The sequence below is a fragment of the Sphingomonas sp. NFR04 genome, assembly GCF_900114095.1.
Classification (GTDB): Bacteria; Pseudomonadota; Alphaproteobacteria; order Sphingomonadales; family Sphingomonadaceae; genus Sphingomonas.
Genome location: NZ_FORV01000001.1, coordinates 581,094 through 604,796 on the forward strand (window position 1 = coordinate 581,094; position 23,703 = coordinate 604,796).

Below are 23,703 nucleotides of genomic sequence, written 5' to 3' on the forward strand. Positions count from 1 at the left end.
TTATGCGCAGCCTGATCTACGCCCTCGCCTTGGCGGCCCTGCCCGCCCACGCCCTCGCTCAGCCCGCGTCGGCGCCGCGGTCCGACGCGGTCTATACCGGCGCCATCACCACCCGCTGGGGCAAGGCGGTGACGCCTGACAATGCCTGGCGCAGCTATCCGCGGCCGCAATTCCAGCGCACCGAATGGCAAAACCTCAACGGACTGTGGGACTATGCGATCACCCCCGCCGCCGCGCCCCAGCCGGTGCGGATGGACGGGCAGATCCTCGTCCCCTTCCCGGTCGAATCGCGGCTCTCGCGGGTCGCGCGCAAGGTCACGCCGGACGATCGCATCTGGTATCGCCGCAGCTTCACCGTGCCGAAGGACTGGGCCGGGCAGCATGTGATGCTCAACTTCGGCGCGGTCGATCACGACGCGCGCCTCTGGGTGAACGGCGCAATGGTCGGCGCGCACCAGGGCGGGTTCGACAGCTTCGGCTTCGACATCACGCCGTTCCTGAAGCCCGGCGCGAACGAGCTGGTGGTGCAGGTCGCCGATCCCACCAGCGCCGGCAGCCAGCCGCGCGGCAAGCAGATCCTCGAGCCCGACGGCATCTGGTACACCGCCGTCAGCGGCATCTGGCAGACGGTTTGGCTGGAGCCGGTGCCCGCGCTGCACATCGCCGACATCCGGGCCACGCCCAATATCGATACCGGCAAGGTCGATGTCGATGTCGCGCTTAGCGCCAGCGCCGCGGATACCGATGCGGTGCGGCTCAGCGTCCGTTCCGGCGGCAGGACCATCGCGTCGACCATCGTCCGCGCCAATCGCCGCGCCAGCATAGCCGTGCCGAACGCGCATCTCTGGTCGCCCGAAGATCCGTTCCTCTACGATGTCGTCGCCGAGCTGGTGACGGTGCGCGACCCCTATGCCGGCCAGCCCGAACGGGATCGCCGCGCCTATGATGCCCGCTTCACCAAGGGCGAGCTCGACACCTATGCCGCCGCCGAGGTGACCGGCGCCCCGCGCGACCGGGTGAATGCCTATTTCGCGATGCGCAAGATCTCGGTCGGGCCCGGCACCGTGCCCGGTCAGCCGGCGCTGCTGCTCAACAACAAGCCCTATTTCCAGAACGGCGTGCTCGACCAGGGCTGGTGGCCCGATGGGCTGCTCACCCCGCCGAGCGAAGTCGCGATGCGCTACGATCTGGAGTTCCTGAAGCAGGCGGGCTTCAACATGGTCCGCAAGCACATCAAGGTCGAGCCCGCGCGCTACTATTACGACGCCGACCACCTGGGCATGCTGATCTGGCAGGACATGCCTTCGGGCGGCGGCGAGGACCAGTTTGTCACCGGCTCCAGCCAGAGCCAGGCGGTGCTCTCGTCGGACGTGATGGCGCAGCAGCAGGTCGAGCTGTCGCGGATGATCGGCCATCTGCGCGCCTTCCCCTCGATCGTGCTGTGGGTGGTGAACAACGAAGGCTGGGGCCAGTATGACTCCGCCACCCTCGCGCGCTTCGTGAAGGGCATGGACCCGAGCCGGCTGGTCAATGCCGATAGCGGCTGGCTGGACGTCGCGCCGGGCGCCTCCGATGTGTTCGACATCCACACCTATGAGGACGTGCCGCACGTCCCCACCCGGCAGAGCGACCGCGCCATCGTGATCGGCGAATATGGCGGCGTCGGCCAGCCGATCGAGGGACATCTGTGGCGGAACGACAAGCGCTGGAGCTACCAGGTGACCAACGACTCCGCGGACTATCTCGCCCGCTACCGGCGCAAGTTCGAGGAGATCGTGCGCCAGGCCAAGGTCCATGGCCTCAGCGCCTCGGTCTATACCCAGACGACCGATGTCGAGGGCGAGATCAACGGGCTGCTTACCTATGACCGCGCCGTCGCCAAGGCACCGGCGGAGGCGTTCGCGACGATGGCCAGACCGCTTTGGGAGCAGGAGCGCCCGGCAGGTAGCGGGAAAGGCGAGAGGAAATAGCTACCTTCGCGAGCCAAGGGTGGGCGCGCACGCGTTGATCCCGTCGTTCACAAGTCGTCGCGGCTCAGTACAGGCCACCCAGGGCCCGCACCGTGTCGGTGGCAACGCTGAGCTGCCTTGCGCGTACCGCTAGCAGCGACCGCTCCGCATCCAGCGCAGCGGTCTGGGCGATCGTCACCTCGAGGAAATCGGCGGCACCATCCCGATATCGTGTCATCGCCAGATCCCGCGTGCGCTCCGCGGCAGCGGCGGCGTCACGCTGGTTGCGCTCCTGGTCGATCAGGTGGCGCCCGGCGGCGAGATCATCCTCCACCTCGCGAAAGGCGGTCAGCACCGTTTCGCGATAGTTGGCCGCGGCCTCGTCATATTGCGCGCGCGAAATGCGGACATTGGCGCGCCGCGCGCCGCCATCGAAGATCGACAGCGCCGCCGATAGCGGGCCGAGCGCCCAGAAGCTGTTGTCGCTGCGCAGCAGGCTGCCGCTCGCCGCTTCGAACCCACCGGCGCCACCCAGCGTCACCGTCGGGAACAGCGCCGCCCGGGCCACGCCGATCTGCGCGTTGGCGGCGGCGACCCGGCGCTCGGCGGCGGCGATGTCGGGGCGCCGTTCGAGCAGGGTCGAGGGCAGCGAAGCCGGGATGGCCGGCGGGGCGATCAGCGTGTCGACCACCGGCAGCGAAAAGGCGGACGGGCTTTCGCCGATCAGCACCGCGATGGCGTGCTCGTCGCTGGCACGATCGGCGGCCACCGCGTCGAGCTCGGCCTTGGCGCTGGCCAGCTGGCTCTGCGCACGGCTGACGTCGATGCCGGAGGCGATGCCGCCGCTGTGCCGCGTATCGGTAAGATCATAGGCGCGCTGGAACGCTGCCACGGTCTCCCGCAGCAGCACGACCCGCGCGTCGAGCCCGCGCATGTCGAAATAGAGGCTGGCGAGTTGGGCCTGCAGCCCGAGACGCACGCCCGCGACATCCGAGGCGCTGGCCTGCGCGGTCGCCTGGTTCGCACGCACCGTGTTGCGAATGCGGCCGAACAGGTCCAGCTCGTAGCTGAGCGAGGCGCCGATCTGCGCGTTGGTATAGGTCGCCGCCCTTCCCTGCGACGCCGGGCGAGCGGCCGAGACGCGGTCCCGCTCGATATTGGTGCCGATGCCGATTTCGGGCAGTAGCTCCGCCCGGCTTCGACGCACCAGCGCCTGGGCCTGGTCATAGCGGGCGACGGCGGCGGCGAGATTGGGGCTGCCCGCCTCGATCCGCTGCTCCAGCCCATTCAGCGTGGTATCGTCGAAAATCTCCCACCATCTGCCCGCGGCCGGGACGTTCGATCCGGCCGTCTGCCACGCGCCGCCTTCCTTGTAGGCGGGCGCGGCGACGACCTCGGGCCGGTGATAGTCGGGGGCCATCGAGCAGGCGGACAGGCCCAGCGCCGTGGCCGCGACCAGGGCGCCCTTAGTGACGCGCATTGGCGAGTACCTTGACCGGGTCGCCGGTCTGCAGCGAGTCCGGCGGATTGTCGATCACCCGGTCGCTGGGTGACAGGCCGGCGATCACCTCGACCACCTTGCCCTCGTCGCGGCCGAGCGTGACGGTGCGGAGCTGCGCCTTGCCATCGCTGCCCAGCACGGCGACCTGCGTCCCCTTCGACCCGATGATCAGCGCGCTGGGCGGCAGGGTGACGGCGTTGCCGCTGCCCTTCAACGGGAAGCTTGCCTGCGCATAGGATCCTGGCTTGAGCGCATGATCCCCATTGGGAGCCTGCACCTCGACCAGCACCGTGCCCGATGCAGGATCGATGGCGTCGGCGGTGCGGGTCAGCGTCGCCTTGAAGGTCCGATCGGGATATTCCGGGAGGGTCAGGCTTACCTCCATGCCGGGGTGGATCTGCCCCGAATAGGCCTGGGGGACCTTCACATAGGCGCGGATCCGGCTGACATCGGCGACGGTGAAGAGCGGCGTCGAACTGGCGTTGCCCGCCACCACCAGTGCGCCGATCTGGGTTGCGCGACTGGTGACGACGCCATCGAACGGCGCGACCAGCCGGGTGAAGCCGGTCAGCGCCTGGAGGCGAGCGACATTGGCGCGCGCCGCGCTGGTGAGTGCGCTCTTGGCGGCCAGATCGCCCTGCTTCTCGTCGGCTTCCTGCTTCGACACGGCATCCTTGGCGAGCATCGCGCTCCACCGCGTCGCCGTCGTCTGCGCGAGCTGCTGGTTGGCGCGGGCGGTCTGCAGGTCGGCGCGGGCGGCGGCGAGCTGCTGCTCGACATCAGGGGCGTCGAGGATCGCCAGCACCTGGCCGCGCCGCACGGGATCGCCCAGATCGACCAGCCAGCGGCGGACATAGCCGGTGGTGCGGGCATAGATCGGCGCGCTGTTGAGCGCCTGCAGGTTCGCCGGCAGCCGCAGCGCATCGCCCGAGGCGGCAAGCGTGGGGTGGATCACGCTGACGCTGGGCACCGCCTGCTCGGCGGTCCAGGCGGCGAGGTTGCGCTCGGAATTGGCCCGGGTCACGATGCCGGTGGCGACCGCACCGATCGCGACGAACCCCGCGACGGCCGCGGTGATTTTGAGCCGGCTGTTGCCGTTCTCAGACATGAGATTCCTCCAATGGAATGGGCCGGCCGCCGGCGGGGGCAACGCCTGCCTTGCGCTTGTGGACTAGGCTGAAGATCACGGGGACGAACATCAGCGTCGCGAAGGTGGCGACGATCAGGCCGCCGATCACCGCGCGACCGAGCGGTGCGTTCTGCTCGCCGCCCTCGCCGAAGCCGATCGCCATGGGCAGCATGCCGATGATCATCGCCAGCGCGGTCATCAGCACCGGGCGGAAGCGGACCAGGCCCGCCTCCATCGCGGCGGCGGTGGCGTCGCCGAGCTCGGCCAGCCGCTCGCGGGCGAAGCTGACCACGAGGATCGAGTTGGCGGTCGCCACGCCCATGCACATGATCGCGCCGGTCAGCGCCGGCACCGACAGGGTGGTGCCGGTGGTGAACAGCATCCAGATGATGCCGGCGATCGCGCCCGGCAGCGCGGTGATGATCACGAACGGATCGAGCCAGCTCTGGAAGTTCACCACGGTAAGCAAATAGATCAGCACGATCGCGCCGATCAGCCCGAAGCCCAGGCCGTAAAAGGCGCTGTTCATCGTGGCATATTGGCCCCGCATGGTGACGGTGACGCCCTTGGGCGCCTCGCCCTTCAGCTCCTCCAGCACCTTGCCGATGTCCGCCGAGACCGCACCCAGATCGCGCCCGTTCGGCGTCGCGAAGATGTCGACCACGGGATTGATATTGTAGTGCGAGATCACTGCGGCGGCATTGCTGCGCTCGATATTGCCGATGCCGCCGAGCACCTGGCTGGTGCCGCCGCTCGTGCCCGTGACGGGCAGGTTCGCAAGATCGCTGATCGAACCGACGCGATATTCGGGCGTCTGCGCGACCACCGCGTAGGACACGCCGTTCTCCGGGTTCAGGTAGAAGACCGGCGCGGTCTGCGAGGTGCCGGCGAGCGAGCTGGCAACACTGGTGGTCACGTCGCGCTCGGTCAGGCCGAACTGGCCGATGCGGCTGCGATCGACGTTGACGTCGAGCTGCGGATAGCGCGAAGACTGCTGGATGCGCGCATCCGCCACGCCGCCGATCGTGCTGATCCGGCGGAGGATCTTGCGGGCATAGGCGGCATTGGCATCGGCATCGCGGCCCGAGACCTGGATGTCGATCGGTGCCGGCGCGCCGAAGTTGAGGATCTGGCTGGTGATGTCCGCCGGCAGGAAGGCGAACTGGGTCCCCGGATAGACCTTGGGGAGCAGCTCGCGCAGCTTCTTCACATAGCCGGCGGTGGGCGCATGATCCTTGCTCAGCTGGATCAGGATGTCGCCGTCCTGCGGGCCGACGGTGCCGGAGTTGTTGTAGGTCGTGTTGATCGAGCTGACCGGCAGGCCGATATTGTCGACCAGCGAAACCAGTTCATCGGCGGGGATGACGCCGCGAATGGTGCGGGCGATCCGGTCGAACTCGGCCGACGTGTCCTCGATCCGCGAGCCCACCGGCGCGCGGACATGGATCGCCATCGCGCCGGCGTCGACGTTCGGGAAGAAGTTCTGGCCGAGCAGCGGCACCAGGAACAAGGTCACCGCGATCACGAGGATGAAGGCGAGGATGAACGGCCGCGGCGTGGCCAGCGCCCTTTCCAGCAGCCCGCCATAACCGGTGCGGATCTTCTCGAAGCGGTGCTCGAACCCGCGCTGGAAGCGCACCAGCGGATTGCGCGAACCCGGCGTGCCGGCCTCATGACCATGCCCCGGCGCGTGCGGCTTGAGCAGGAACATCGCCATGGTCGGCACCAGCGTGCGCGACAGCAGGAACGACGCGATCATCGCGAACACCACCGACAGCGCCAGCGGCACGAACAGGAAGCCGGCGATGCCGGGCAAGAAGAACATCGGCACGAACACGATGCAGATGCAGAGCAGCGAGACGAAGGCCGGCGTCACGATCTGCGCGGCACCGTCGAGGATCGCGTCCTTCACCGACTTGCCCTGCTCGAGGTGCCAGTTGATGTTCTCGATCGTCACCGTCGCATCGTCGACCAGGATGCCGACCGCGAGGCTGAGCCCGCCCAGCGTCATGATGTTGAGCGTGTTGCCGGTCGCCGACAGCGCGATGATCGCCGCCAGGATCGCCAGCGGGATCGAGATCGCGATGATCACGGTCGAGCGCCACGATCCGAGGAACAGCAGGATCATCAGCGAGGTGAGCCCGGCGGCGATCACGCCTTCCTTGATCACGCCCTCGACCGCCGCCTTCACGAACAGCGACTGGTCGCCGATCGGCGCGACTTTCAGGCCGGGCAGCGTCGCCGTGGCCTTGGGCAGCGCGTCCTTGATCCCCTGCACGATCGCCAGCGTCGAGGTCGCGCCGCTCTTGAGCACGGTCATCAGCACCGAGCGCGCGCCATCGACATGGACGACGTTGGTCTGCGGCGCGGAACCGTCGCGGACATGGGCGACGTCGCGCATGTAGATCGTCGCGCCGTTGACCACCTTGACCGGCAGCGCGTTCAGCTCCTCGATCGATCCCGGCGCGTTGTTGAGCTTGATGCTGTACTGATAGCCGCCGATCTTGGCGAAGCCGGCAGGATTGATCTGGTTCTGCGCGGCGATCGCGTTGCCGACATCTTGCGCCGAGAGCCCCTTGGATTGCAGCGCCTGCGGATCGAGGTCGATCTGGATCTGGCGCTGGCGCCCGCCGGAGGGATAGGGAATCGCGGCGCCCGGCACGGTGACGAGCGGCGGCCGCACCTGGTTCTGCGCGGTGTCGAACAGCTGGCCTTCGGACATGCCCTTGCCCGACAAGGCGAGCTGGAGGATCGGCACGGTCGAGGCATTGTAGTTGAGGATCAGCGGCGGGGTGATGCCCGGCGGCAGCTGGCGCAGCACGGTCTGCGAGATCGACGTCACCTGCGCGGTGGCGGTGCGGATGTCGGCGCCCGGCTGGAAATAGATCTTCACCACGCCGATGCCCTGCATCGACTGGCTTTCGACATGGTCGATGTCGTTGACCGTCGTGGTCAGCACCCGCTCGAACGGCGTGATGATCCGCCCCGACATCTCGTCGGGCGACAGGCCGCTATATTGCCAGGCGGTGGCGATCACCGGCACGCGAATGTCGGGAAAGATGTCTACCGGTGTCCGGATCGCGGCGAGGACGCCGAGGATCAGGATCAGGATGGCCATGACGATGAAGGTGAGCGGCCGCGCCAGCGCGACGCGAACGATCCCGATCAAGAGCGGCTCCGCTCAGGCGAAGGGGCAAAGTGGCGGGCAGCCAGGCACATCAGGGAAACTCCGGATTGACAGTACGGCGCTCGTCCCAGTTCGCAGCCGCAACATTTCCCTGCATCCGGTTAACCATCCGCGTCCAATATCGTTTGCAGCATGATCGATATCTCCTATGTATCGACAAATGGAGCTCCGGCATCTCCGCTATTTCGTCGGCGTCGCCGAGGAACTGCATTTCGCTCGCGCAGCCGCGCGCCTCGGCATCTCCCAGCCGCCGCTCAGCCAGCAGATCGGCCAGCTCGAGGCCGAACTGGGCGTTCGGCTGTTCGAGCGCACCAGCCGCAGCGTGCAGCTCACCAGCGCCGGGGCAGCCTTCCTTCCGGCTGCCCGCGCGACGCTGGAGCAGGCCGAACGGGCAATCAACATCGCCCACCGCGCGGCACGCGGCGAACTCGGGGAGCTCAATCTCGGCTTCAACGCTTCCGCGCCGTTCGTGCCGATGATCGCGCGCTCGATCTTCGCTTTTCGTCAGGCTTTTCCCGATGTGAAGCTCAATCTCACCGAGGTCGCCGGCTCGGCCCAGTCGACCGCCCTCGCCGACCATGCGCTCGACGCATGCTTCGTCCGCAGCAGGTGCAAGCCGGAGATGGGCGACGGGATCGCCGTGACGCCGATCCTTCGCGAGCGCCTGTTCGTGGCGCTGCGGCCCGATCACCCGCTTGCCGAAAAGGAGCTTACGCTGCGGGATCTCGCTGGCGAACCGATGATCGTCTATGCCCGCGAACACGGCGCGACCTTTACCGACGAGTTGCTGGGCATGCTGCGCGGCGTCGGCGTCGAGCCGCGGATCGAGCATCGGGTGCGCGAGGTATCGACGCTGCTCGGAATGGCGGCGGCGGGGGTGGGCGTCGCGGTGGTCGCTGAATCGCTCTGTGCGCTACAATCCGCCAAGCTGGTCTATCAACCGCTCAGGGACCCGGACTCGATCACGTCGATTTGGCTGATTCACCTCTCAGCGGGTGCGAGCCTGCCGTGCCGGAATTTCCTCGATATCGTCACCCGCGAATCCCTGGTTCCGTAAGCGACGGGTCGCGACCATCGCTCTGGCCGGCTTATGCGGCGGCGCTCCATCCTTCTCGAGATCGCGGCCGCCAGCGGACCGGAGGCGAGCCCCGCTCCCTAGCCAGCCCCGCCACGGGTACCACCGTTTGGCGTCGTCGCCCGCGGCGCGAGCAGGTCACTGAGCGTGTCGGGGCGGTCCGCAATCCGCTCCAGCCGCGGATAGCGCAGCGGCCCCGCATAGGAAATCGGCCGATCCGACCGGACCCCATCCTGTTCGATCGTCAGCGCCAGAGGATGGCGCGCCGAATCCCGCACCGCAGCGAGCAGCGCTTCCGTGCCGAATGCGACTCCGTTGACGGCAGCGATCCGGGCACCCGGACGCAGTCCAGCGCGGAAGGCGGGGCTGCCCCAGGCTACCGCGCGGACCGCGCCGTTCGCCCGCGCGGCGAGCCCGATCGAATAGCTGAGATCGGCGACCCCGGCCTCCTCTTCCCCGGCGCGGAACGCTGCGGTCGGCGTGTCGGTGAAGAGGAGGCGCCAGCCGTGGCTGCGCAGCCCGATCGTCGGGTCGAGTTCATCGTGCCCACCGATCCATCGCCGCAGCCATCCGGCCCAATCACCGGGCGCGATTGCATGCAGCGTGTCGCAGATATCGGCGAACGTGTAGGTGCGCGTGGGCGCCTTCGGGGTTGCCCCGGCGAAGAAGGTGCCGGCGAAATCGTCGATGCCGCGGCGCCCCCTGGTCCGCGCACGCAGTTCGCCATCGACCGCCAGCCATAGCAGCACGCCTTCCGAGTAATAGTCCCGCCGCCGCTGCCAGTCGCGCCAGGGCACCGGCTGGCGGAGCATGAAGGCGGGGTAATTCACGTCGTCGGAAAGCGGCCGCCAGGAACGTCCCGGTCGTGCGGCGATTTCGGCAGCCTCGACTGCGAGCCGGTCGCGCAGTTCGGTGGGCGTGAACTGCCCCGCTCGGGTTGCCAGCACTCGCCCCCAGAACTCGGTCTGGCCTTCATACACCCACAACAGGCTGCCCGAGACGGGGACGTTGGGGGTTGGCGCCCACAGATCGGCCGGGGTCCGGTAGAAGCCGTTCCAGGCGTGAACGATCTCGTGGGCGACGAGGTCGCGGGACAGAATCTGCGGCTGCCACTCCCGGAAAAGCGACGAGGGCAGTCCGTTCTCGCTCGACGTCCGATGCTCCGTGCCGCCCGATGCGCCGTCGTCGCCCAGGCGAGCGAGGATATCGTACTGTGCGAAGGGGGTAGCGCCGAACACCGCCCTCATCTGGGCGATCAGTTCGCGCAGCTCCGCCACGCGGTCGGTCGGGACGACCAGATCGTCCGGGCGCGTGGCGACGAGGTCCAGCGACACGCTGCCCATTCCGGGCGCGGTCAAGGGGATCTGCCTGGTGTAGCGGCCGGCGAGCACGGGCGCGTCGAGCAACGCCTCGAGCGTCGTCTCCGCGAAGTGCAGCGCGGGGCTGCCGTTTGCCTCGGTGCCCAACGCGGTGAACGCACGCAATCCCGCCGGCAGCGTGAGCGACGCAGCGGTGCGGATGTTGCGGGCATACCATCCGGCCGGGTACAGGACCAGCCGCTGCCAGGGGACGCTGACGATGTCGGGCGTCAGCAGGTCCCCGCCCCCCACCATCTGGAATTGGACGTCGATCGCCTTCGCGCCTGCAGGCACGTCGACGTGAAAGGCATGCGGCTCGTAGGGATCGCGCTGCCAGCGGACGGGCCGGCCTGCCACCGCCACCACCAGCCCCGCCAGATCGACGACGCTCAGGCTCGGCCCGTGGCTGGCGGCCTCCCATCGCGGGTACAGAAGCGTCACCCGGGATCCGCCCGTCACCGGAATATGCTCCTGCACGGTGAAGATGCGGTGCGCGACGTCGGTCGCGTCGACATGAAGGCGAAGTACCCCATGAAAGACATGGTCGACTGGCGACGGGACGGTCGCCTGCGGTGCGCGATACACGGGCCCCTGGGCGGACTGCGCCGCCGCGACGCCCGCGGCACAGAGGAATGCCCATCCCAACACGGAAAATCTGCCGAACCCTATTTCCACCAACCATGCTCCCCGGGACGCCGCCATCGCGCGCGCCGCTATAGTAGCTGGCGGCATCGACGGTAGCGTTCAATCTCACATATCTGCCATGGCGGGCGCTGGGACGGTCGCCTGTTCCCGGCGCTGGCCATCCATGGCGCGCGCCGGGACCGTATTCAGAAGCGATAGGCGAGCATCAGGCCGCCGATCGGCTGCCAGCGGCTGCCTTCGCGGGTAACCGGGCTGCCGGCAGCGTCGCCCACCAGATAGCCGGCACTGGCATGGGCGATCACGCCCAGATGGCGATCGAACCAATAGCCTGCGGTCACCCCCCCGCCGATGTCGCGCAGCCCGGATCCGGGGCGATAGGGCGCGAGCCCGCTCGCCGCGGCGCCCGCCGCATCGGCAGGCGCGGACCGATCACCGGTCCGGCCGCGAAGCGCGGATCGGACACCAGATCGACACGCGCACCATTGCCGCGGAGCTGGAAGTTGACGCCGCGCCAGCGGATGTCAGCGGTGGCGAAGGGGAATGGCCGCACGTCGCCGGCGCCGTCGAACTCGGGAACGATCCCGGCACCGAGCGCCACCATGCCATGGGCGCCGCCGCCCTCGGCGGGGGCTTGCTGGGCACAGGCGGTCGCGCTGGTTAGCGCAGTGGTCCAGGCAAAGGAAAGCAGCAGCAGAATACGCATGGTCGAAACTCCTCGTCATGGGGGTAGCCGCCGGAGGCAGCGGCAAGGCGTGCCTCCGGCGGCGGTTCGAGGGATCGCCCACCACCCAGGGGCGGCGGTGAGCGGCCCCTCGCCGGGCCTGCGGTCGGGGGCCGCAGATCCGATCTCAGGCCATTGCCGGTTTCCCGGCCAGGGCGGCGATGTGGCGGTTGGCGACCAGCATGGCCGCGGCGGTCAGCACGCTGGCGGTCGGCGCGAGCAGGAGGCCGAACCGCAGGCCGTGGCGGATGGATGCCTCGCCCGCGGCATCGCTCGCCGCGCCGACCAGCAGTGGCGCCAGCGTCGGCCCGAGCAGTCCCGACGCGATCAGGACCATGCTCGATGCCATCGCCTGATGCCCGGCGCCGGCAACCAGATGGGCGGCGCCAAAGACGCCCGGCAGGATGAAGGCGAAGGACAGCATGGTCGGCACGAACAGCGCGATCGAGAGCCAGCCGACCGGCACGAACAGCGCGATGCTGGCGGTGGCGCCCGCCACGAGGAACAAGAGCGCGGGCGTGGCGAGCAGGCGACGGTTGCCCGCGCTGCGCCGCCGATCGAAGTCGCGTCCGCCGAGCACCGTCCCGATGAGCCCCATGCTGCCCTGGAGCAGCCCGAAGGCGAGACCCGCCTGCGCGGCGCTGAACCCGTGGACGCGGATCAGGAAGCTCGCCGCGAAGGCATAGAAAGGCGAGGAGGCAAAGCCGACACAGACGGCCGCGAGAAGCAGCCAGCGAAAGGCGCGCGACGCCAGCAACACCCTGCCCGTCTTCAGGAACGGGGCGCTTTCCCCCTGCTGCCGCAACGGCGGGGTCGGGCCAAGGCCGGCGACCAGGATGGCCAGGACGCCGCCCGCGATGCCGGCGCCGAGCAGCGCCGTCCGCCAGCCATGCGTGTCGGCGACGGCGCCGCCCAGCGCGAAGCCCAGCATCGTCCCGAGGGGGATCCCCATCGAAAACAGACCGAGCGCGCGACCGCGGCGCTCCGGCGCGATCCTGCGGGCGATCCATGCATGCCCGGCGGGGATCGCCCCGGCCTCGCCCAGCGCGACACCGAAACGGCTCGCGGCCAGTGCGAGGAAGCTCGTGGCGAGCCCGCCCAGGCCCGTCATGGCGCTCCACACCAGGACGCAGCCGAGCAGTACCAGCCTTGGCGAGCCGCGATCGGCAGCGCGGGCGATCGGCAGCGAGAAAAGTGCATAGCAAAGCGCTGAGGCCACCCCCGTTACCAGGCCGATCTGCGCATCGCTCAGGTCTAGATCACGCTTCATTGGCTCGATCAAGATAAACGGCTATATCCTGTCGACCTGGCAGACAATACTCACTAGAAGAATTGTCGCGACGAACCTGATTTCTCGGGAACCGCGAAAGTAAAGGTTTTCATAGCTTACGATTTCTGTCGAGGATTTCTGCGAATTTTCACTTGACGAAATGGATGGTTCTGTCATTTTCAAGAAACACCTCGGCTTATTTGCGCGATCAAGTTAGAGGGTGTCTTCGATGACCAGAATGCCGGAAACCGCGAAAATCTTGCCTTTTCCTCCAAATGGCGGCGCACGCAGCGTATCCGCGCTTGCACAGCCGATCGCGCCGCCGGACGATCGCGCAGCGGCCGCTCTGCGGGATGCGGTGCGCGCACATATCGACGCGGGCGGCGGTGGCGAGGGGCTGTTCCCCCTGCCGATGCCGGAGGTGCACGTCATCCGAGCGATGCGTCACGTTCCCGCGAACCGGCAGATTTATCGGCCGTCGCTATGCGTGGTGGTCGAAGGACTGAAGCAGATCGAGTTCGGCGAAGATTCGCTCGAATATGGCGCAATGGAGTGCCTGATCGTCAACATGGAGATGCCGGCCTCGGGCCGCATCGTCGGTGCCACGCCCGGGGAGCCGTTCGTCGGCATGACGATCGACTTCAACCTCGAACTGCTGCGCGAAGTACTCGAACAGCTTGCGCAGCGGCCGAAGCCCGGCAAGCATGACGGACCGAGCATTTTCGTGACCGGGGTAACCGACTGGCTCGCCGATTGCCTCGTCCGCATGCTGCGGCTGACCAAGACGCCCGAGGCGGTGCCCATCCTGTTCCCCTCGCTGATGCGCGAGGTCTATTACTGGCTGCTGACCGGGCCGCTGGGCGGCGAGATCTGCAAGCAGCTCATCGCCGACACGCATCTCGAGCGGATCACCCGCGCGATCCGGCTGCTGCGCGAGCGCTTCGCCGAGAAGCTGCGGATCGAGGATCTCGCGGACGCCGCGGGAATGAGCCCCTCCTCCTTCCACCAGCATTTCAAGACACTGACGCTGATGACGCCGATCCAGTTCCAGAAGCAGCTGCGACTGATGGAGGCGCGCCGGCTGATGCTGGACGATGCGGCGAACGTGACTGCGGCGGCCTATCAGGTCGGCTATGAGAGCACCTCGCAGTTCACGCGCGAATATAGTCGCACCTTCGGCATCGCGCCGAAGCGCGACGTGCTGGAGCGCAAGGCGCTGATCGCGGCGGTCTCCGGCCGATAGGGCAGTCGCCGCTGCGAAAGCGAGGATCGGACAGGTTTTTCGGGGCTTCGGGCAAGCAGGGAGCCGGGCGCCCCGCTATTGCAGCGGCAGTTGCACTCGATCCGAGGACGGACATGAACCGCTGGACCGCCACCGACATTCCCACGCAGCATGGCCGTTCGGCCGTCATCACCGGCACCGGGGGCTTGGCCCTGGAAAACGCGCTGGCGCTCGCCCATGCAGGTGCCGCGGTGGTGATCGCCGGCCGCAACCCTGAAAAGGGCGCACACGCGGTCGCTACCGTCGCGGCGGCGGCACCGGGCGCGGCCGTACGGTTCGAGATCCTGGACCTTGCGAGCCTGGAATCGGTGGCGCGGTTCGCACAGCGGCTGGCCGATCAGCAGGAGGGGCTGGACATCCTGATCAACAATGCCGCTGTCATGGCACCGCCAACGCGGCTGGTAACCAGCGACGGCTTCGAACTGCAGTTCGGCACCAACTATCTAGGCCATTTCGCGCTCACCGCCGGGTTGCTGCCCCTGCTCAAGCGGGGGCGCCAGCCGCGGGTGGTCACGCTCAGCAGCGTCGCGGCGCGCGGCGGTGCGATCGACTTCGACGACCTGCAGGCCGAGCACGGCTACCGGCCGATGCCGGTCTACAGCCAGTCCAAACTCGCCTGCCTGTTGTTCGCGCTCGAGCTCAGCCGGCAAAGCCAGTGGCACGGCTGGGGCGTCGCGAGCATCGCAGCACATCCCGGCATCACGCGCACGGACCTGATCGCGAACGGCGCCGGGCCGAACAGCGCCCCCGGTCGGCTGCGGCGGTTCCTCCCCTTCCTGTTTCAGCCGGCTTGGCAGGGCGCACTGCCGACGCTCTTCGCCGCCACCGATCCGTCCGCGCAGGACGGCAGCTATTACGGTCCCCATGCCTTGGGCGGCACGCGCGGCTATCCCGCGCTCGAAAAGCCCCCCGCCCGGGCTCTCGATGGTGCCTCGGCAGCGCGACTATGGGAGGAGTCGTGCAGGCTCGCCAACATGCCGTCGGATGCGTGGCGCTAGGTCGATGCCGGTGCGTGCGCCCCAGGCTGGGCGCACGCAGTCTATCCGTTGGAAGCTTCTGCCCCGAGCAGCAGCCGCATCGAACGGAAATCGAAGGTGTAGCTGCCCTTCGCAGTCAAGGCGGGCTGTCCGAGATTGCCAAGGACCGGCGCTGCCTTGTCTCCCTCCAAGGTGACGGCCACATCGCGCTCGATGACGGTTGCTGCGCCTGCCGTGATCGTGAGGTGCGGCTCGATCGCCACATCGCCTTCGGTGCCGCCACCCAGACCCAGGGTGGTGTCCCGCTTCCTTGACCAAAGGGGCGCACGATCGGCGAAGCGGGTAGCGTAGCTTGCATAGAGACTGCTTCGGTTCGCACCCGTGTCGATGCTCACCAGGCCCTTGCGCCCCGCGATCTCCACCTCGGCCAACGGAGTCAGCTGGTTCATGTAGAGCGTCGCTCCCGACGTGAGCAAAGGTCCGTCCCGATCGATCGCGAACGTACCGTCGGCATCGATCCGAAACCGGCCCAGCTGGGCGAGCGCGGGGCAGCCGAGGATCGCCTCGATCTGATAATCGGCCCGCGGGGACCGGATGTGCAATGCTTCATCCGGTACGACGATCGTCACCATATGTCGAAGGAGGACGGCGCCCACCGGGAGACTGTCGATAACGGCGATCCGCGTTCGAACCGAATGGCCCGTCAATCCCACCGCGCGCAAGGGAACATCGCGAACTGCCAGGTGCATCCGGCGGGCAGCACTGTCGGACACGACCGAGTAATTCGCGCCCGTATCGATGTTCCACGAAAGCGTGACGCCGCCTACCGTCAGATCGACATTGTGCGTGCCGAGCACATTGCGATAGCTGTGCAAGATGGCCGTCCTGCTGCCTGTCGCCCTCGGGCCCGGCAAGTTGCGCAAGACCCCTGCCATCCCGAGCTCGTCGCGCAAATCGGCAACCGCATCGGATTCCATATGCTCGGCATGCGCGCCGAGCCATCGCGCGATCAGCGCATATTCCTTCCCGAACGCGCCCCGGCGGCGATAGGTGTCGAGCAGCGTCTCGAACGCTTGCTGCGCTCGGGGAGACCCCGTTCGCTCCAGCACTGCCAGGCAGTGCGGGAGCGATCTCGCCGCCACATCGAGGCGGTTGTCGCGATTGGCGATCACGCCTTCGACCGCGCATCGTTCGGCACCTTTCGGCATCGCCTTCGCAAGCGCCCGCACCTCCGCCATGTCCCATCGCGCAAGCGCGGCCTCGATGGGCGGAGCGGCTGCCAACGGTGGAGCGGCAGTCACGGCGGCGAAGACTGTAATCGCACTTGCGAGGAATGAGAGGGGAACGATCATAGGAGCTCCGTAAAATCAACGCTGGTCCGCGCGCACGCCCGGCGGCGGCGATCCCGTGCAGAGGGCACCGCCTCCGCGGAGGCGGGGATGGAGCCACACTGCCTGGATCCCCGCCCGTGCTGCGCAGTTGGCAGTCCGTCAGGCCGCGACGGCCTTGGCGCGGCGGCGCACATCGCTGATCGTCAGCGAAACCGCCGAGACCAGGAAGTAGAAGGCGCCGAACGCCGCATAGGGCGCGATGTCGGCGATACCCACCGGCGCGGCTCCGGCCGCCTTGATGAGCATGTGTGCGCCGGCGAGACCGGACTGGGCACCGCTCAGGATCATCGCCCATTGCGCACCATAGGATTTCCAGCGCCGCACTCCGGTGAGCAGCTGGAACAGCCCGGACAGAACCGCCCACACGCCGAAGATCTGGAGGACCGCGTGCATGCCGTGCGGGAGGGTCGCGGCGACCGCGACTGCTGTCACGATGCTGACGATGAAGTTGAGCATCTGGCTCTTGTTGCTCGCCAGCCCCCCGCTCCGGCTGGCGTCGAGATAGTTGGCCAGCGCGTCCCAGGCGGGATAGGCGACGAGCATCACCGCGGCCAGCGGCGGCACCGCCTTGGCGACCGTGAAGGCGAGCGCGACCCAGATCGCGGAAATCGCGAAGCGCAGATAATAATAGGTCTTGAGCCAGTCTCGATCGGGAGACTTCGCGTGGGTGTCGGTCTTCATGAGATGGTTCCTTTCCGTAATGCAGGCGCGCGTCTCCCGCCCGGCAAGCCGGTTGGTCGATCGTCGGCTGTTCAGGGGGAGCGGCGCGTGATCGGCCGCGTTGGTTCCGGCTAGAGGCGGAAGCGCTGGGGCAGGCACCATCGCGCTACTGCCGCCACGGCGGCGCACCCGACGCTATACCAGACCACCACGTAGAGCGGGTCGTTGAAGGGGCAGCAGAACGCGAAGATCAAGGCGCCGCAGGTCCCGGCGGCGATGCCGGCGACGAGCGCGCTACGTCGGGGCTGGGTCGGCGCGGCCCTGCGCATCAAGGCCCCGAGCAACGCCATGATCGGCAGCGAGAGCACGAAGATCGACGTCGCACACATCATGCCGCTTGCCGGGTTGATGCGATCCAGCAGCCCCCGGTCGGCCATTCCAGCAGGCGTGACGGCGGCCCCGCCGACAATGGCCAGCACCGCGAGTCCGCAGGCGAGCATCAGCCCGTGCCGCGGCCGTGCCGTGGGCGAGAAGGATCGCACCGCCAGCACACAGGCGGCGATGGCGAGGAGGCCAAGGCTTCCCACCCTCCACATCAGATAGGGCGATCCGCCCATGTGGTGCATGTCGGCGCGCATCAGGCCCGTGGCGGGGGCAAGGGCAAGTTCCAGCCCGCACAGCGCGAAGAGCAGCGCGCCTTCCCGCACCATGCTGCGGCGCCGTACCGGCACGAGATCGGACGACAGGTCCGCAATCAAGGCTTCATTCGACATCGGGGGTCTTCTCGATCAATGCCATGAGGCGGGCTAGGCCACGGTGGATGTTCATTTTCACAGCCGATGGCGAGAGCCCCGTCTGGGCCGAGGCTTCGTCGATGCTGTAGCCCTGCACCTTGACCAGCAGGATGGCCTGGGCCTGCGCCGGGCGAAGCTGGTCGAGCAGGCTGGCCAGAACGGAGCTGCTGACCACCGCCGCCTCGTGATCGCCGATCGCGATCGCGTCGGGCAGGTCGTCCGCCGGTCGGCGCGCCAGGCTGCGCAGCTGGTCGACCCACTTGTTCTTGGCGATCGCCGCCAGCCAGGGCCCGAAGGGATATTGCGGATCATAGGTGTGCCGCCGCCGATGAATGGCGAGCAGCGTTTCCTGAACGGCATCGTCGACGTCGCCGGGCGGCAGCCGCCGCTCGAAATAGCGCTTGAGCCATTCCGATGTCTCTCCAAGCAGGCGCCGATACGCACCGCCATGCCCGTTCTGGGCAGCTTCCATCAGGCCGCTCCAGCTATCGGACGCCTTCCGGGATTGCCGCGCACGTGCGGCGCTCGTCACGCTCGGGGACGGCCTTGAGATGATTCTCGACAGAAAGTCCGAGCGCATGATGGCTTATTCGCCTGCAACGCGATGCCGGTCACGCCGTGTCGAACTTTTCTGCCGCGGGGTGTACCCGACCGCGGCAAGGCGTAAGGACATGCCATGGAATGGAGCGATGTCCGGATCTTCCTGGCCGTGGTGCGCGCCGGCACGCTGGGCGGCGCAGCACGCGCGCTGCGCCTCAGCCATCCAACCATAGGCCGGCGCCTGCGCGCGCTCGAGGCAGCGACGGGCCAGACGCTGTTCCAGCGCACCGCCGACGGGCTCATCCTCACCGAGGAGGGAAGCGCCATCGTGACGCTGGCCGAGCAGATGGAGGAAGGCGCACTGGCCATGGAGCGGCGGCTCGCCGGGCAGGAGCAGAATCTGCGCGGCTGCCTGCGCATCTCCTCGGCCGACTGGTTCGGCGCCTATGTGCTGCCCCCGATCATCACCGACTATACGGCTGCCCATCCAGACGTCGATATCGAGATCCTCACGGGCACGCGGCTGTTCAGCCTTGCGCAGCGCGAGGCGGACATCGCCTTCCGGATCGTGCCCTTCGACACGTCCGACATCGTGCAGCGCAGGCTGAGTCCGCTGCACTATGGTGTCTATATCGCCGCGGGCGCGCCCGAGCCCGTATTCGGCGACGGCACCGGTTTCCGGCTGATTACCCATGATACGTCCACCGGCCATTTCCCAGACATCGCGTGGCTGATGGAAAGCTTTCCCAACGCGACGACGGTCCTGCGCTCCAACAACCGGAACGTGCAGGCGCGGATGTGCCGGCAGGGTGTCGGCATCGCCGTGCTCCCCCGCGCGGTCGGCAGCCAGACCCCGGGACTGCGCCTGCTCGGACTGCCGGAGGCGCCGCCCAGCCGGGACATCTGGATGGGCTATCACCGCGATCTGAAGCATCTGCAGCGCCTGCGCGCGTTCATCGGCGTGCTGGACGATCATCTGCGAGCGGTGTGGTCTGGCTAGTCAGCAGGAGGAAGGGCCTTTCTCGGTAGGCGACGTGCCTGACGGGAGAGAAGCCGAGCTTCTCAGCGAGCCTCAGCGAGGGAAGGTTGATCGGCTCGATCAGGCACGCGACGCGATCGTGGCGCGTCGACGCCTCCAGCCAGCGCAAGAGGCCCGCCATCGCCTCGAATGCCAGGCCCCGCCCGCCGACTTCGGAAGAGAAGAGCCATGAGACTTCGGGGAGGCTATCGAGCTCCGGATCGACAGCGCGACGGAAGAAGCCGGCGCCCACCTCGCCCACGATGCTGCCGCTCGCCCTCTCGACGACGGCGAGCGACCCGAATCCGAAGAGGCTCCAATGGCCGGCACAGCGCAGCACCCTTGCCCATGCGGCCTCCTCGGAATCAGGTAGATTGCCGATGAACCTGCGCACCGCCGGATCCGCCGCGAGGGCCAGGATCGACGGCACGTCACCGGCTTCATAGGGGCGCAGGACGAGCCGTTCGGTGTCGATCATTGGGGGCGGAGCCTCAGCCGCCGCGCAAGCACGTGCGCACGAACCGGGCGAGTTCGCCACTCAGTTCCAGATCCTCCGGCGTCCCACCCAGGAAGCCGCCATGCGGCATCGCCTCGAAAACGTGAAGCTCGGCAGGCACGCCTGCCCGCCGCAGGGCGCGATGCATGCGCACGGTGTTGGAGAGGAACAGATCGCGGGTGCCGGATTGCAGCAGCGTCGGCGGCAGGCCGGTCAGGTCACCGAACAGCGGCGATAAATCAGGATCGGACAGGTCCGCGCCATCGGCATAGAGCAGGTTCGCCGACCGCAGCGGCAGCGGCAACATCAGGTCGACGAGGCGGTTCACCTCGAAGCTGTCCCCGGACTCGGTCAGGTCGACCTCGGGGGACAGCAGGACCATGCCGGCGGGCATGGGAAGTCCCTGGTCGCGCGCGCGCAGCAGCATGGCGACGGCCAGGTTGCCCCCCGCGGACCTTCCGCCGACGAACACGCTCGAAGGCGCATGCCGCTCCAGCACATGGACATAGGCCGCCAGCGTATCGTCCAGTGCCGCAGGATAGGGGTGCTCGGGCGGCGTTCGATAGTCGACGCCGTAGCAGCGCACGCCGTGCAGATCCGCCTGCATCTGCGCGCCGACCCTGCACGCTTCCCCGCCACCGAACACCAGGGCACCACCGTGCAGATCGAGATAGGCGCCCCCGGTCGCCGTGTTCGTCTCGGGCGTCGCGACATGGACGACAGTGTCGCCGACCTGGACGGTCTCGACACTGGCGCGCAGCGTCCCGGCAAGCCCCTTGATGCTGGCGGCATAATGCGCGTCCACCGCCGTCTTGATCAGGACCCAGGCCTCGCGATCTTCGGGAGCGGGCATCGGGTGCTTCGCGTTGACGGGCATGCCGTCGGGATCCACGAGCCGGTCGAGCGCGGCGCGCGCGTCCGCGCTGATGGAGCGGGGCGCAGGCAGCACGCGGGCGGGCACCCGCACACCGAAGGGTTGTTCATCCATTAGCGCCGACCTCGATAGTTGAGTTTCTATATCGTACGATGCAGCAGCGAACGCGTTCGCTGCCGCCCTCCTCAGTCTTCGTCCTGCCACCTGCGCAGAGTCGTCTGGTCATGATAGGGCATGCGATCCGGCGTGGTGATGAATTCCATTGTCGTGCCCCACGGCATGCGACAATAGCAGACCTTGTTCCCGGGCCCCTTCTCGGTTGCATAGGGGATGGCGCGCGGCGCCGTCAGCGGGGTACCGCCTGCTTTCTCGAAACGTTCGACCGAAGCCTCGATATCATCGGTGTACAGCGCGAAATGGGTGATGCCGAAGTCGCTCGCGCGGATCGGCTGGGCCTGCTCGGGCCCGTGCATTTCGAAGAGCTCGATATCGGGTCCGGTGCCGATCTTCACCATCGCCTGCGCGCGCACGACCGTGCCCGGGAACGCGCCCACGGCGCGCTCGAACTCGGGGCCCTGCCGCGGCGGATCCTGCGGGCCGAACGACTGGTAGATCAGTTGGGCGCCAAAGGCGTCGGCCAGGAAGGACTTGGCGGCTTCGATATCGGGCACGGTGATGCCGATGTGATTGACGCCGCGAATGACGGGTGCGGTCATGACAGTCTCCTTCGTGCTGGTTTCAAAGAATGCGGTTTTCACTCGGCGTTGAGGAACGCGATCAGGGCAGCTGCGAGTTCGTCCGGCCGCTCGTCCGCGACATAATGGCTGCACCGCGCGATGGGGCCGCCGGTCACCTTGGTGGCGAACTCCTCGAGCATCGGCACCATCTGCGCGCCGAAGCGCTGATCTCCACCCAGGCCGAGCACCGGCATCTCGAGCGGCTGCTCCTTGTACGCGAGTGCCGCCGCGTGGTCGGCGTCGAGCGTGCGATACCATTCCATGCCGCCGCGGGTGCGGCCGGGCAGCGCCATGGCCCTGGCGTAGATCTCGACATCCGCCGGATCGAAGCGGCTATGGTCGTAGAACCGCTCGGCCATGAAGGCCGTGAGATAATCCTGTTCACGGCCATGCAGCAGGCGCTCGGGCAGGTCCCGGCTGGCGTGAAAGCCGAAATGCCACAGCCTCGCCGTCGTCGCTTCCCATTGCGACCAGCCGGGGAGCGGCACGTCGAGGACGGCGAGATGGGTGACAGCCTCCCGGTGAAGGGCTGCCTGCGCCAAGGCGACCATGCCGCCGATATCATGCCCGCACACGGCGTAGCGTGCATGCCCAAGCGCAGCCATGACGGCATGCGCGTCGCGCGCCATCGTCGCCTTGTCATAGCCGGCCTGCGGGCAGTCGGAGAACCCTGCGCCGCGCAGGTCGATCGCTACCACGCTGAAATGCTCGGCGAGCAGCGGCATGACGTGGTGCCATTCCCACCAGGTTTCCGGCCAGCCGTGGAGCAGCAGGATCGGCGGGCCAGCCCCTCCCATCACCGCGTTGATCTTGACGCCGTTGGCCGGCACCAGTTGCTGGGCAAAGCCCGGCCGCGCTGCGATCATGATCGCTCTCCAGTACGATATTGAGGTTGCGACGGGGCGTGGCCCCCGCGCTCAGGCCGGATCGAAATCGGTGGCGATCGTGCGCGCACGCCAGGCGTCGATGTCGCGGCGGAAGGCGGCGAGCTTCCGCTCGGCGATCGCGTGCGCGGCCGGGCCGAGCGGCAGGTGCAGCGGCGCGTCTCCGGCGTCGACCGCCTGCAGGATCACCGCGACCGCCTTGTCCGGATCGCCCGCCTGGTTGCCGTTGCCGGTTTCGCGATACGGCTTGCGCGAGCTCGCGGCGTATTCGGGCATCTCGTGGGCCGCCATGGCGATCGAGCGGCCCAGGAAATCGGTGCGGAACGGCCCGGGTTCGACGATCAGCACCCGGACGCCGAACGGCTTCAGCTCATCGGCGAGCGCCTCGGAAATCCCTTCCACCGCAAATTTGGCGGCATGGTAATAGCCGCCGCCCCCCCTGCCCTCGATGCCCGCGCCGGACGACATGTTGACGATCGTCCCTCCCGAACGTCGCAGAACCGGCAGCGCGGCTCTGGTGGTCTCGATCAGCCCGAAGACGTTCACCTCGAACATCGGCCGATATTCCTCGGGCGTGCCTTCCTCGATCGCGCCGAACAGCGCGTAGCCGGCATTGTTGACGAGCACGTCGAAGCCGCCAAAGGCCTCGACCGCCGTTGCGACCGCTGCCCGTGCCGCCGCCGCATCGGTCACGTCGAGCGGCACGGTCAGCATCCGACCGCCGAAGGGCTCGGCCATGGCCGCGATCGCCTCGACATTGCGCGCCGTCGCGACGACCCGATCGCCGCGCCGCGCGGCAGCAAGGGCGAGCCGCTGGCCGAAGCCGCTCGAGCAGCCGGTGATAAGCCAGGTTTTCATGACATACGCTCCGTTGATTGCCCGCGACCGCTCAGAGCGGCTGCACGACGCTGCGCTGCGGCTGGACAGCAGTGACGATGGCGACATCCGCCATGATCCGGGCGGTTTCCGGCGCTTGCAGCGCCGCTTCCATGGCGGCCTCGTCGCGGAAATGGACGACGCCGACCGCGATCAGCCCGGCGCCATCGCCCTGCGGGAAAAAGCCGGCGGCACTGACGAGCCCATAGGGGCCCCAGCTTTCCCGCACGAGCGGGAAGTGCACGTCGATCCAATGGTCGCGGTCGAACGGCGTCCGTTCGTCCCCCGCATAGGTCACCAGCATCGTGATCATCCTCAACATCCTTGTTCGCGAGCGTC

Annotated in this window: 22 protein-coding genes; 5 read left to right on the plus strand and 17 right to left on the minus strand. The window is 67.8% G+C overall.

The genetic code is table 11. The features are described from left to right. Window positions 1–2: 2 nt before the first annotated feature. Window positions 3–1,970: a glycoside hydrolase family 2 protein gene (locus tag BM009_RS02560; RefSeq protein ID WP_093293438.1), complete on the plus strand. Its 1,968-nt coding sequence runs from the start codon at window positions 3–5 to the stop codon at window positions 1,968–1,970. Window positions 1,971–2,034: 64 nt separating this feature from the next. Here BM009_RS02560 and BM009_RS02565 read toward each other — a convergent pair whose 3' ends face one another. From BM009_RS02565 to BM009_RS02575, 3 genes are read right to left on the minus strand one after another with little or no spacing between them, the layout of a single operon-like run. Beyond that, entirely contained in the window at window positions 2,035–3,429 is a 1,395-nt protein-coding gene (locus BM009_RS02565; RefSeq protein WP_093293441.1) for an efflux transporter outer membrane subunit, read from the minus strand. Beyond that, on the minus strand, window positions 3,416–4,558 hold the full coding sequence (locus BM009_RS02570; RefSeq protein WP_093293443.1) for an efflux RND transporter periplasmic adaptor subunit: 1,143 nt from the start codon (window positions 4,556–4,558) through the stop codon (window positions 3,416–3,418). The genes BM009_RS02565 and BM009_RS02570 overlap by 14 nt, the downstream gene beginning before the upstream one ends. Further along, a complete protein-coding gene (locus BM009_RS02575; protein WP_093293446.1) occupies window positions 4,551–7,748 on the minus strand; it encodes an efflux RND transporter permease subunit in 3,198 nt (1,065 codons plus the stop codon). The genes BM009_RS02570 and BM009_RS02575 overlap by 8 nt, the downstream gene beginning before the upstream one ends. 178 nt (window positions 7,749–7,926) lie before the next feature. On the opposite strand from BM009_RS02575, the gene BM009_RS02580 reads away from it, so the two are divergent. Continuing rightward, window positions 7,927–8,823, plus strand: a complete 897-nt coding sequence (locus BM009_RS02580; protein ID WP_093293448.1) for a LysR family transcriptional regulator — start codon at window positions 7,927–7,929, stop codon at window positions 8,821–8,823. A gap of 98 nt (window positions 8,824–8,921) precedes the next feature. Here the strand turns inward: BM009_RS02580 and BM009_RS02585 are convergent, their stop codons facing one another. From BM009_RS02585 to BM009_RS02595, 4 genes are all read right to left on the minus strand, one after another. Then, the gene (locus tag BM009_RS02585) at window positions 8,922–10,847 is read right to left on the minus strand and encodes a M61 family metallopeptidase (RefSeq protein ID WP_217644159.1); all 1,926 of its coding nucleotides are present in this window, start codon (window positions 10,845–10,847) and stop codon (window positions 8,922–8,924) included. A gap of 182 nt (window positions 10,848–11,029) precedes the next feature. Further along, on the minus strand, window positions 11,030–11,203 hold the full coding sequence (locus BM009_RS22865) for a MipA/OmpV family protein (protein WP_368085921.1): 174 nt from the start codon (window positions 11,201–11,203) through the stop codon (window positions 11,030–11,032). Then, window positions 11,179–11,547, minus strand: a complete 369-nt coding sequence (locus BM009_RS02590; protein ID WP_254772117.1) for a hypothetical protein — start codon at window positions 11,545–11,547, stop codon at window positions 11,179–11,181. The genes BM009_RS22865 and BM009_RS02590 overlap by 25 nt, the downstream gene beginning before the upstream one ends. Before the next feature lie 145 nt (window positions 11,548–11,692). Then, on the minus strand, window positions 11,693–12,835 hold the full coding sequence (locus tag BM009_RS02595) for an MFS transporter (protein WP_175487867.1): 1,143 nt from the start codon (window positions 12,833–12,835) through the stop codon (window positions 11,693–11,695). Window positions 12,836–13,193: 358 nt separating this feature from the next. Between BM009_RS02595 and BM009_RS02600 the strand changes: the two genes are divergently transcribed. After that, complete coding sequence (locus BM009_RS02600; RefSeq protein ID WP_254772118.1) at window positions 13,194–14,078, plus strand: AraC family transcriptional regulator; 885 nt, start codon at window positions 13,194–13,196, stop codon at window positions 14,076–14,078. Window positions 14,079–14,191: 113 nt separating this feature from the next. Then, window positions 14,192–15,115, plus strand: coding sequence for an SDR family oxidoreductase (locus BM009_RS02605; protein ID WP_093293457.1), 924 nt, complete (start codon window positions 14,192–14,194; stop codon window positions 15,113–15,115). Window positions 15,116–15,156: 41 nt separating this feature from the next. Here the strand turns inward: BM009_RS02605 and BM009_RS02610 are convergent, their stop codons facing one another. The 4 genes from BM009_RS02610 to BM009_RS02625 form a co-directional block, all read right to left on the minus strand. Further along, on the minus strand, window positions 15,157–16,446 hold the full coding sequence (locus BM009_RS02610; protein WP_093293460.1) for an aspartyl protease family protein: 1,290 nt from the start codon (window positions 16,444–16,446) through the stop codon (window positions 15,157–15,159). 138 nt (window positions 16,447–16,584) lie between these two features. Next, window positions 16,585–17,166 carry a DUF308 domain-containing protein gene (locus BM009_RS02615; protein WP_093293462.1) on the minus strand — a complete coding sequence of 194 codons (582 nt, stop codon included), beginning with the start codon at window positions 17,164–17,166 and terminating at the stop codon, window positions 16,585–16,587. A 110-nt stretch (window positions 17,167–17,276) separates the two neighbouring features. Next, complete coding sequence (locus BM009_RS02620; RefSeq protein ID WP_093293465.1) at window positions 17,277–17,918, minus strand: NrsF family protein; 642 nt, start codon at window positions 17,916–17,918, stop codon at window positions 17,277–17,279. After that, window positions 17,908–18,411 carry a sigma-70 family RNA polymerase sigma factor gene (locus BM009_RS02625; RefSeq protein ID WP_254772119.1) on the minus strand — a complete coding sequence of 168 codons (504 nt, stop codon included), beginning with the start codon at window positions 18,409–18,411 and terminating at the stop codon, window positions 17,908–17,910. The genes BM009_RS02620 and BM009_RS02625 overlap by 11 nt, the downstream gene beginning before the upstream one ends. Before the next feature lie 204 nt (window positions 18,412–18,615). On the opposite strand from BM009_RS02625, the gene BM009_RS02630 reads away from it, so the two are divergent. Beyond that, entirely contained in the window at window positions 18,616–19,479 is an 864-nt protein-coding gene (locus BM009_RS02630) for a LysR family transcriptional regulator (RefSeq protein ID WP_093293470.1), read from the plus strand. Here the strand turns inward: BM009_RS02630 and BM009_RS02635 are convergent. The 6 genes from BM009_RS02635 to BM009_RS02660 form a co-directional block, all read right to left on the minus strand. Continuing rightward, on the minus strand, window positions 19,433–19,975 hold the full coding sequence (locus BM009_RS02635; protein WP_093293473.1) for a GNAT family N-acetyltransferase: 543 nt from the start codon (window positions 19,973–19,975) through the stop codon (window positions 19,433–19,435). The genes BM009_RS02630 and BM009_RS02635 overlap by 47 nt on opposite strands. Window positions 19,976–19,988: 13 nt before the next feature. Further along, window positions 19,989–20,981: an alpha/beta hydrolase gene (locus BM009_RS02640; RefSeq protein ID WP_093293477.1), complete on the minus strand. Its 993-nt coding sequence runs from the start codon at window positions 20,979–20,981 to the stop codon at window positions 19,989–19,991. 71 nt (window positions 20,982–21,052) lie between these two features. Continuing rightward, window positions 21,053–21,583, minus strand: a complete 531-nt coding sequence (locus tag BM009_RS02645) for a VOC family protein (RefSeq protein WP_093293480.1) — start codon at window positions 21,581–21,583, stop codon at window positions 21,053–21,055. Window positions 21,584–21,621: 38 nt separating this feature from the next. Continuing rightward, entirely contained in the window at window positions 21,622–22,470 is an 849-nt protein-coding gene (locus BM009_RS02650; protein ID WP_093293483.1) for an alpha/beta fold hydrolase, read from the minus strand. 51 nt (window positions 22,471–22,521) lie between these two features. Beyond that, a complete protein-coding gene (locus BM009_RS02655; RefSeq protein ID WP_093293485.1) occupies window positions 22,522–23,346 on the minus strand; it encodes an oxidoreductase in 825 nt (274 codons plus the stop codon). A 31-nt stretch (window positions 23,347–23,377) separates the two neighbouring features. After that, entirely contained in the window at window positions 23,378–23,677 is a 300-nt protein-coding gene (locus tag BM009_RS02660) for an EthD family reductase (RefSeq protein ID WP_093293488.1), read from the minus strand. Window positions 23,678–23,703 lie beyond the last annotated feature (26 nt).

Coding starts and splice junctions, on each gene's coding strand:
- BM009_RS02560 (WP_093293438.1), top strand. CDS start 3: ATGCGCAGCCTGATCTACGCCCTCGCCTTGGCGGCCCTGCCCGCCCAC.
- BM009_RS02565 (WP_093293441.1), bottom strand. CDS start 3,429: ATGCGCGTCACTAAGGGCGCCCTGGTCGCGGCCACGGCGCTGGGCCTG.
- BM009_RS02570 (WP_093293443.1), bottom strand. CDS start 4,558: ATGTCTGAGAACGGCAACAGCCGGCTCAAAATCACCGCGGCCGTCGCG.
- BM009_RS02580 (WP_093293448.1), top strand. CDS start 7,927: ATGGAGCTCCGGCATCTCCGCTATTTCGTCGGCGTCGCCGAGGAACTG.
- BM009_RS02590 (WP_254772117.1), bottom strand. CDS start 11,547: ATGCGTATTCTGCTGCTGCTTTCCTTTGCCTGGACCACTGCGCTAACC.
- BM009_RS02595 (WP_175487867.1), bottom strand. CDS start 12,835: ATGAAGCGTGATCTAGACCTGAGCGATGCGCAGATCGGCCTGGTAACG.
- BM009_RS02605 (WP_093293457.1), top strand. CDS start 14,192: ATGAACCGCTGGACCGCCACCGACATTCCCACGCAGCATGGCCGTTCG.
- BM009_RS02610 (WP_093293460.1), bottom strand. CDS start 16,446: ATGATCGTTCCCCTCTCATTCCTCGCAAGTGCGATTACAGTCTTCGCC.
- BM009_RS02615 (WP_093293462.1), bottom strand. CDS start 17,166: ATGAAGACCGACACCCACGCGAAGTCTCCCGATCGAGACTGGCTCAAG.
- BM009_RS02620 (WP_093293465.1), bottom strand. CDS start 17,918: ATGTCGAATGAAGCCTTGATTGCGGACCTGTCGTCCGATCTCGTGCCG.
- BM009_RS02625 (WP_254772119.1), bottom strand. CDS start 18,411: ATGGAAGCTGCCCAGAACGGGCATGGCGGTGCGTATCGGCGCCTGCTT.
- BM009_RS02630 (WP_093293470.1), top strand. CDS start 18,616: ATGGAATGGAGCGATGTCCGGATCTTCCTGGCCGTGGTGCGCGCCGGC.
- BM009_RS02635 (WP_093293473.1), bottom strand. CDS start 19,975: ATGATCGACACCGAACGGCTCGTCCTGCGCCCCTATGAAGCCGGTGAC.
- BM009_RS02640 (WP_093293477.1), bottom strand. CDS start 20,981: ATGGATGAACAACCCTTCGGTGTGCGGGTGCCCGCCCGCGTGCTGCCT.
- BM009_RS02645 (WP_093293480.1), bottom strand. CDS start 21,583: ATGACCGCACCCGTCATTCGCGGCGTCAATCACATCGGCATCACCGTG.
- BM009_RS02650 (WP_093293483.1), bottom strand. CDS start 22,470: ATGATCGCAGCGCGGCCGGGCTTTGCCCAGCAACTGGTGCCGGCCAAC.
- BM009_RS02655 (WP_093293485.1), bottom strand. CDS start 23,346: ATGAAAACCTGGCTTATCACCGGCTGCTCGAGCGGCTTCGGCCAGCGG.
- BM009_RS02660 (WP_093293488.1), bottom strand. CDS start 23,677: ATGATCACGATGCTGGTGACCTATGCGGGGGACGAACGGACGCCGTTC.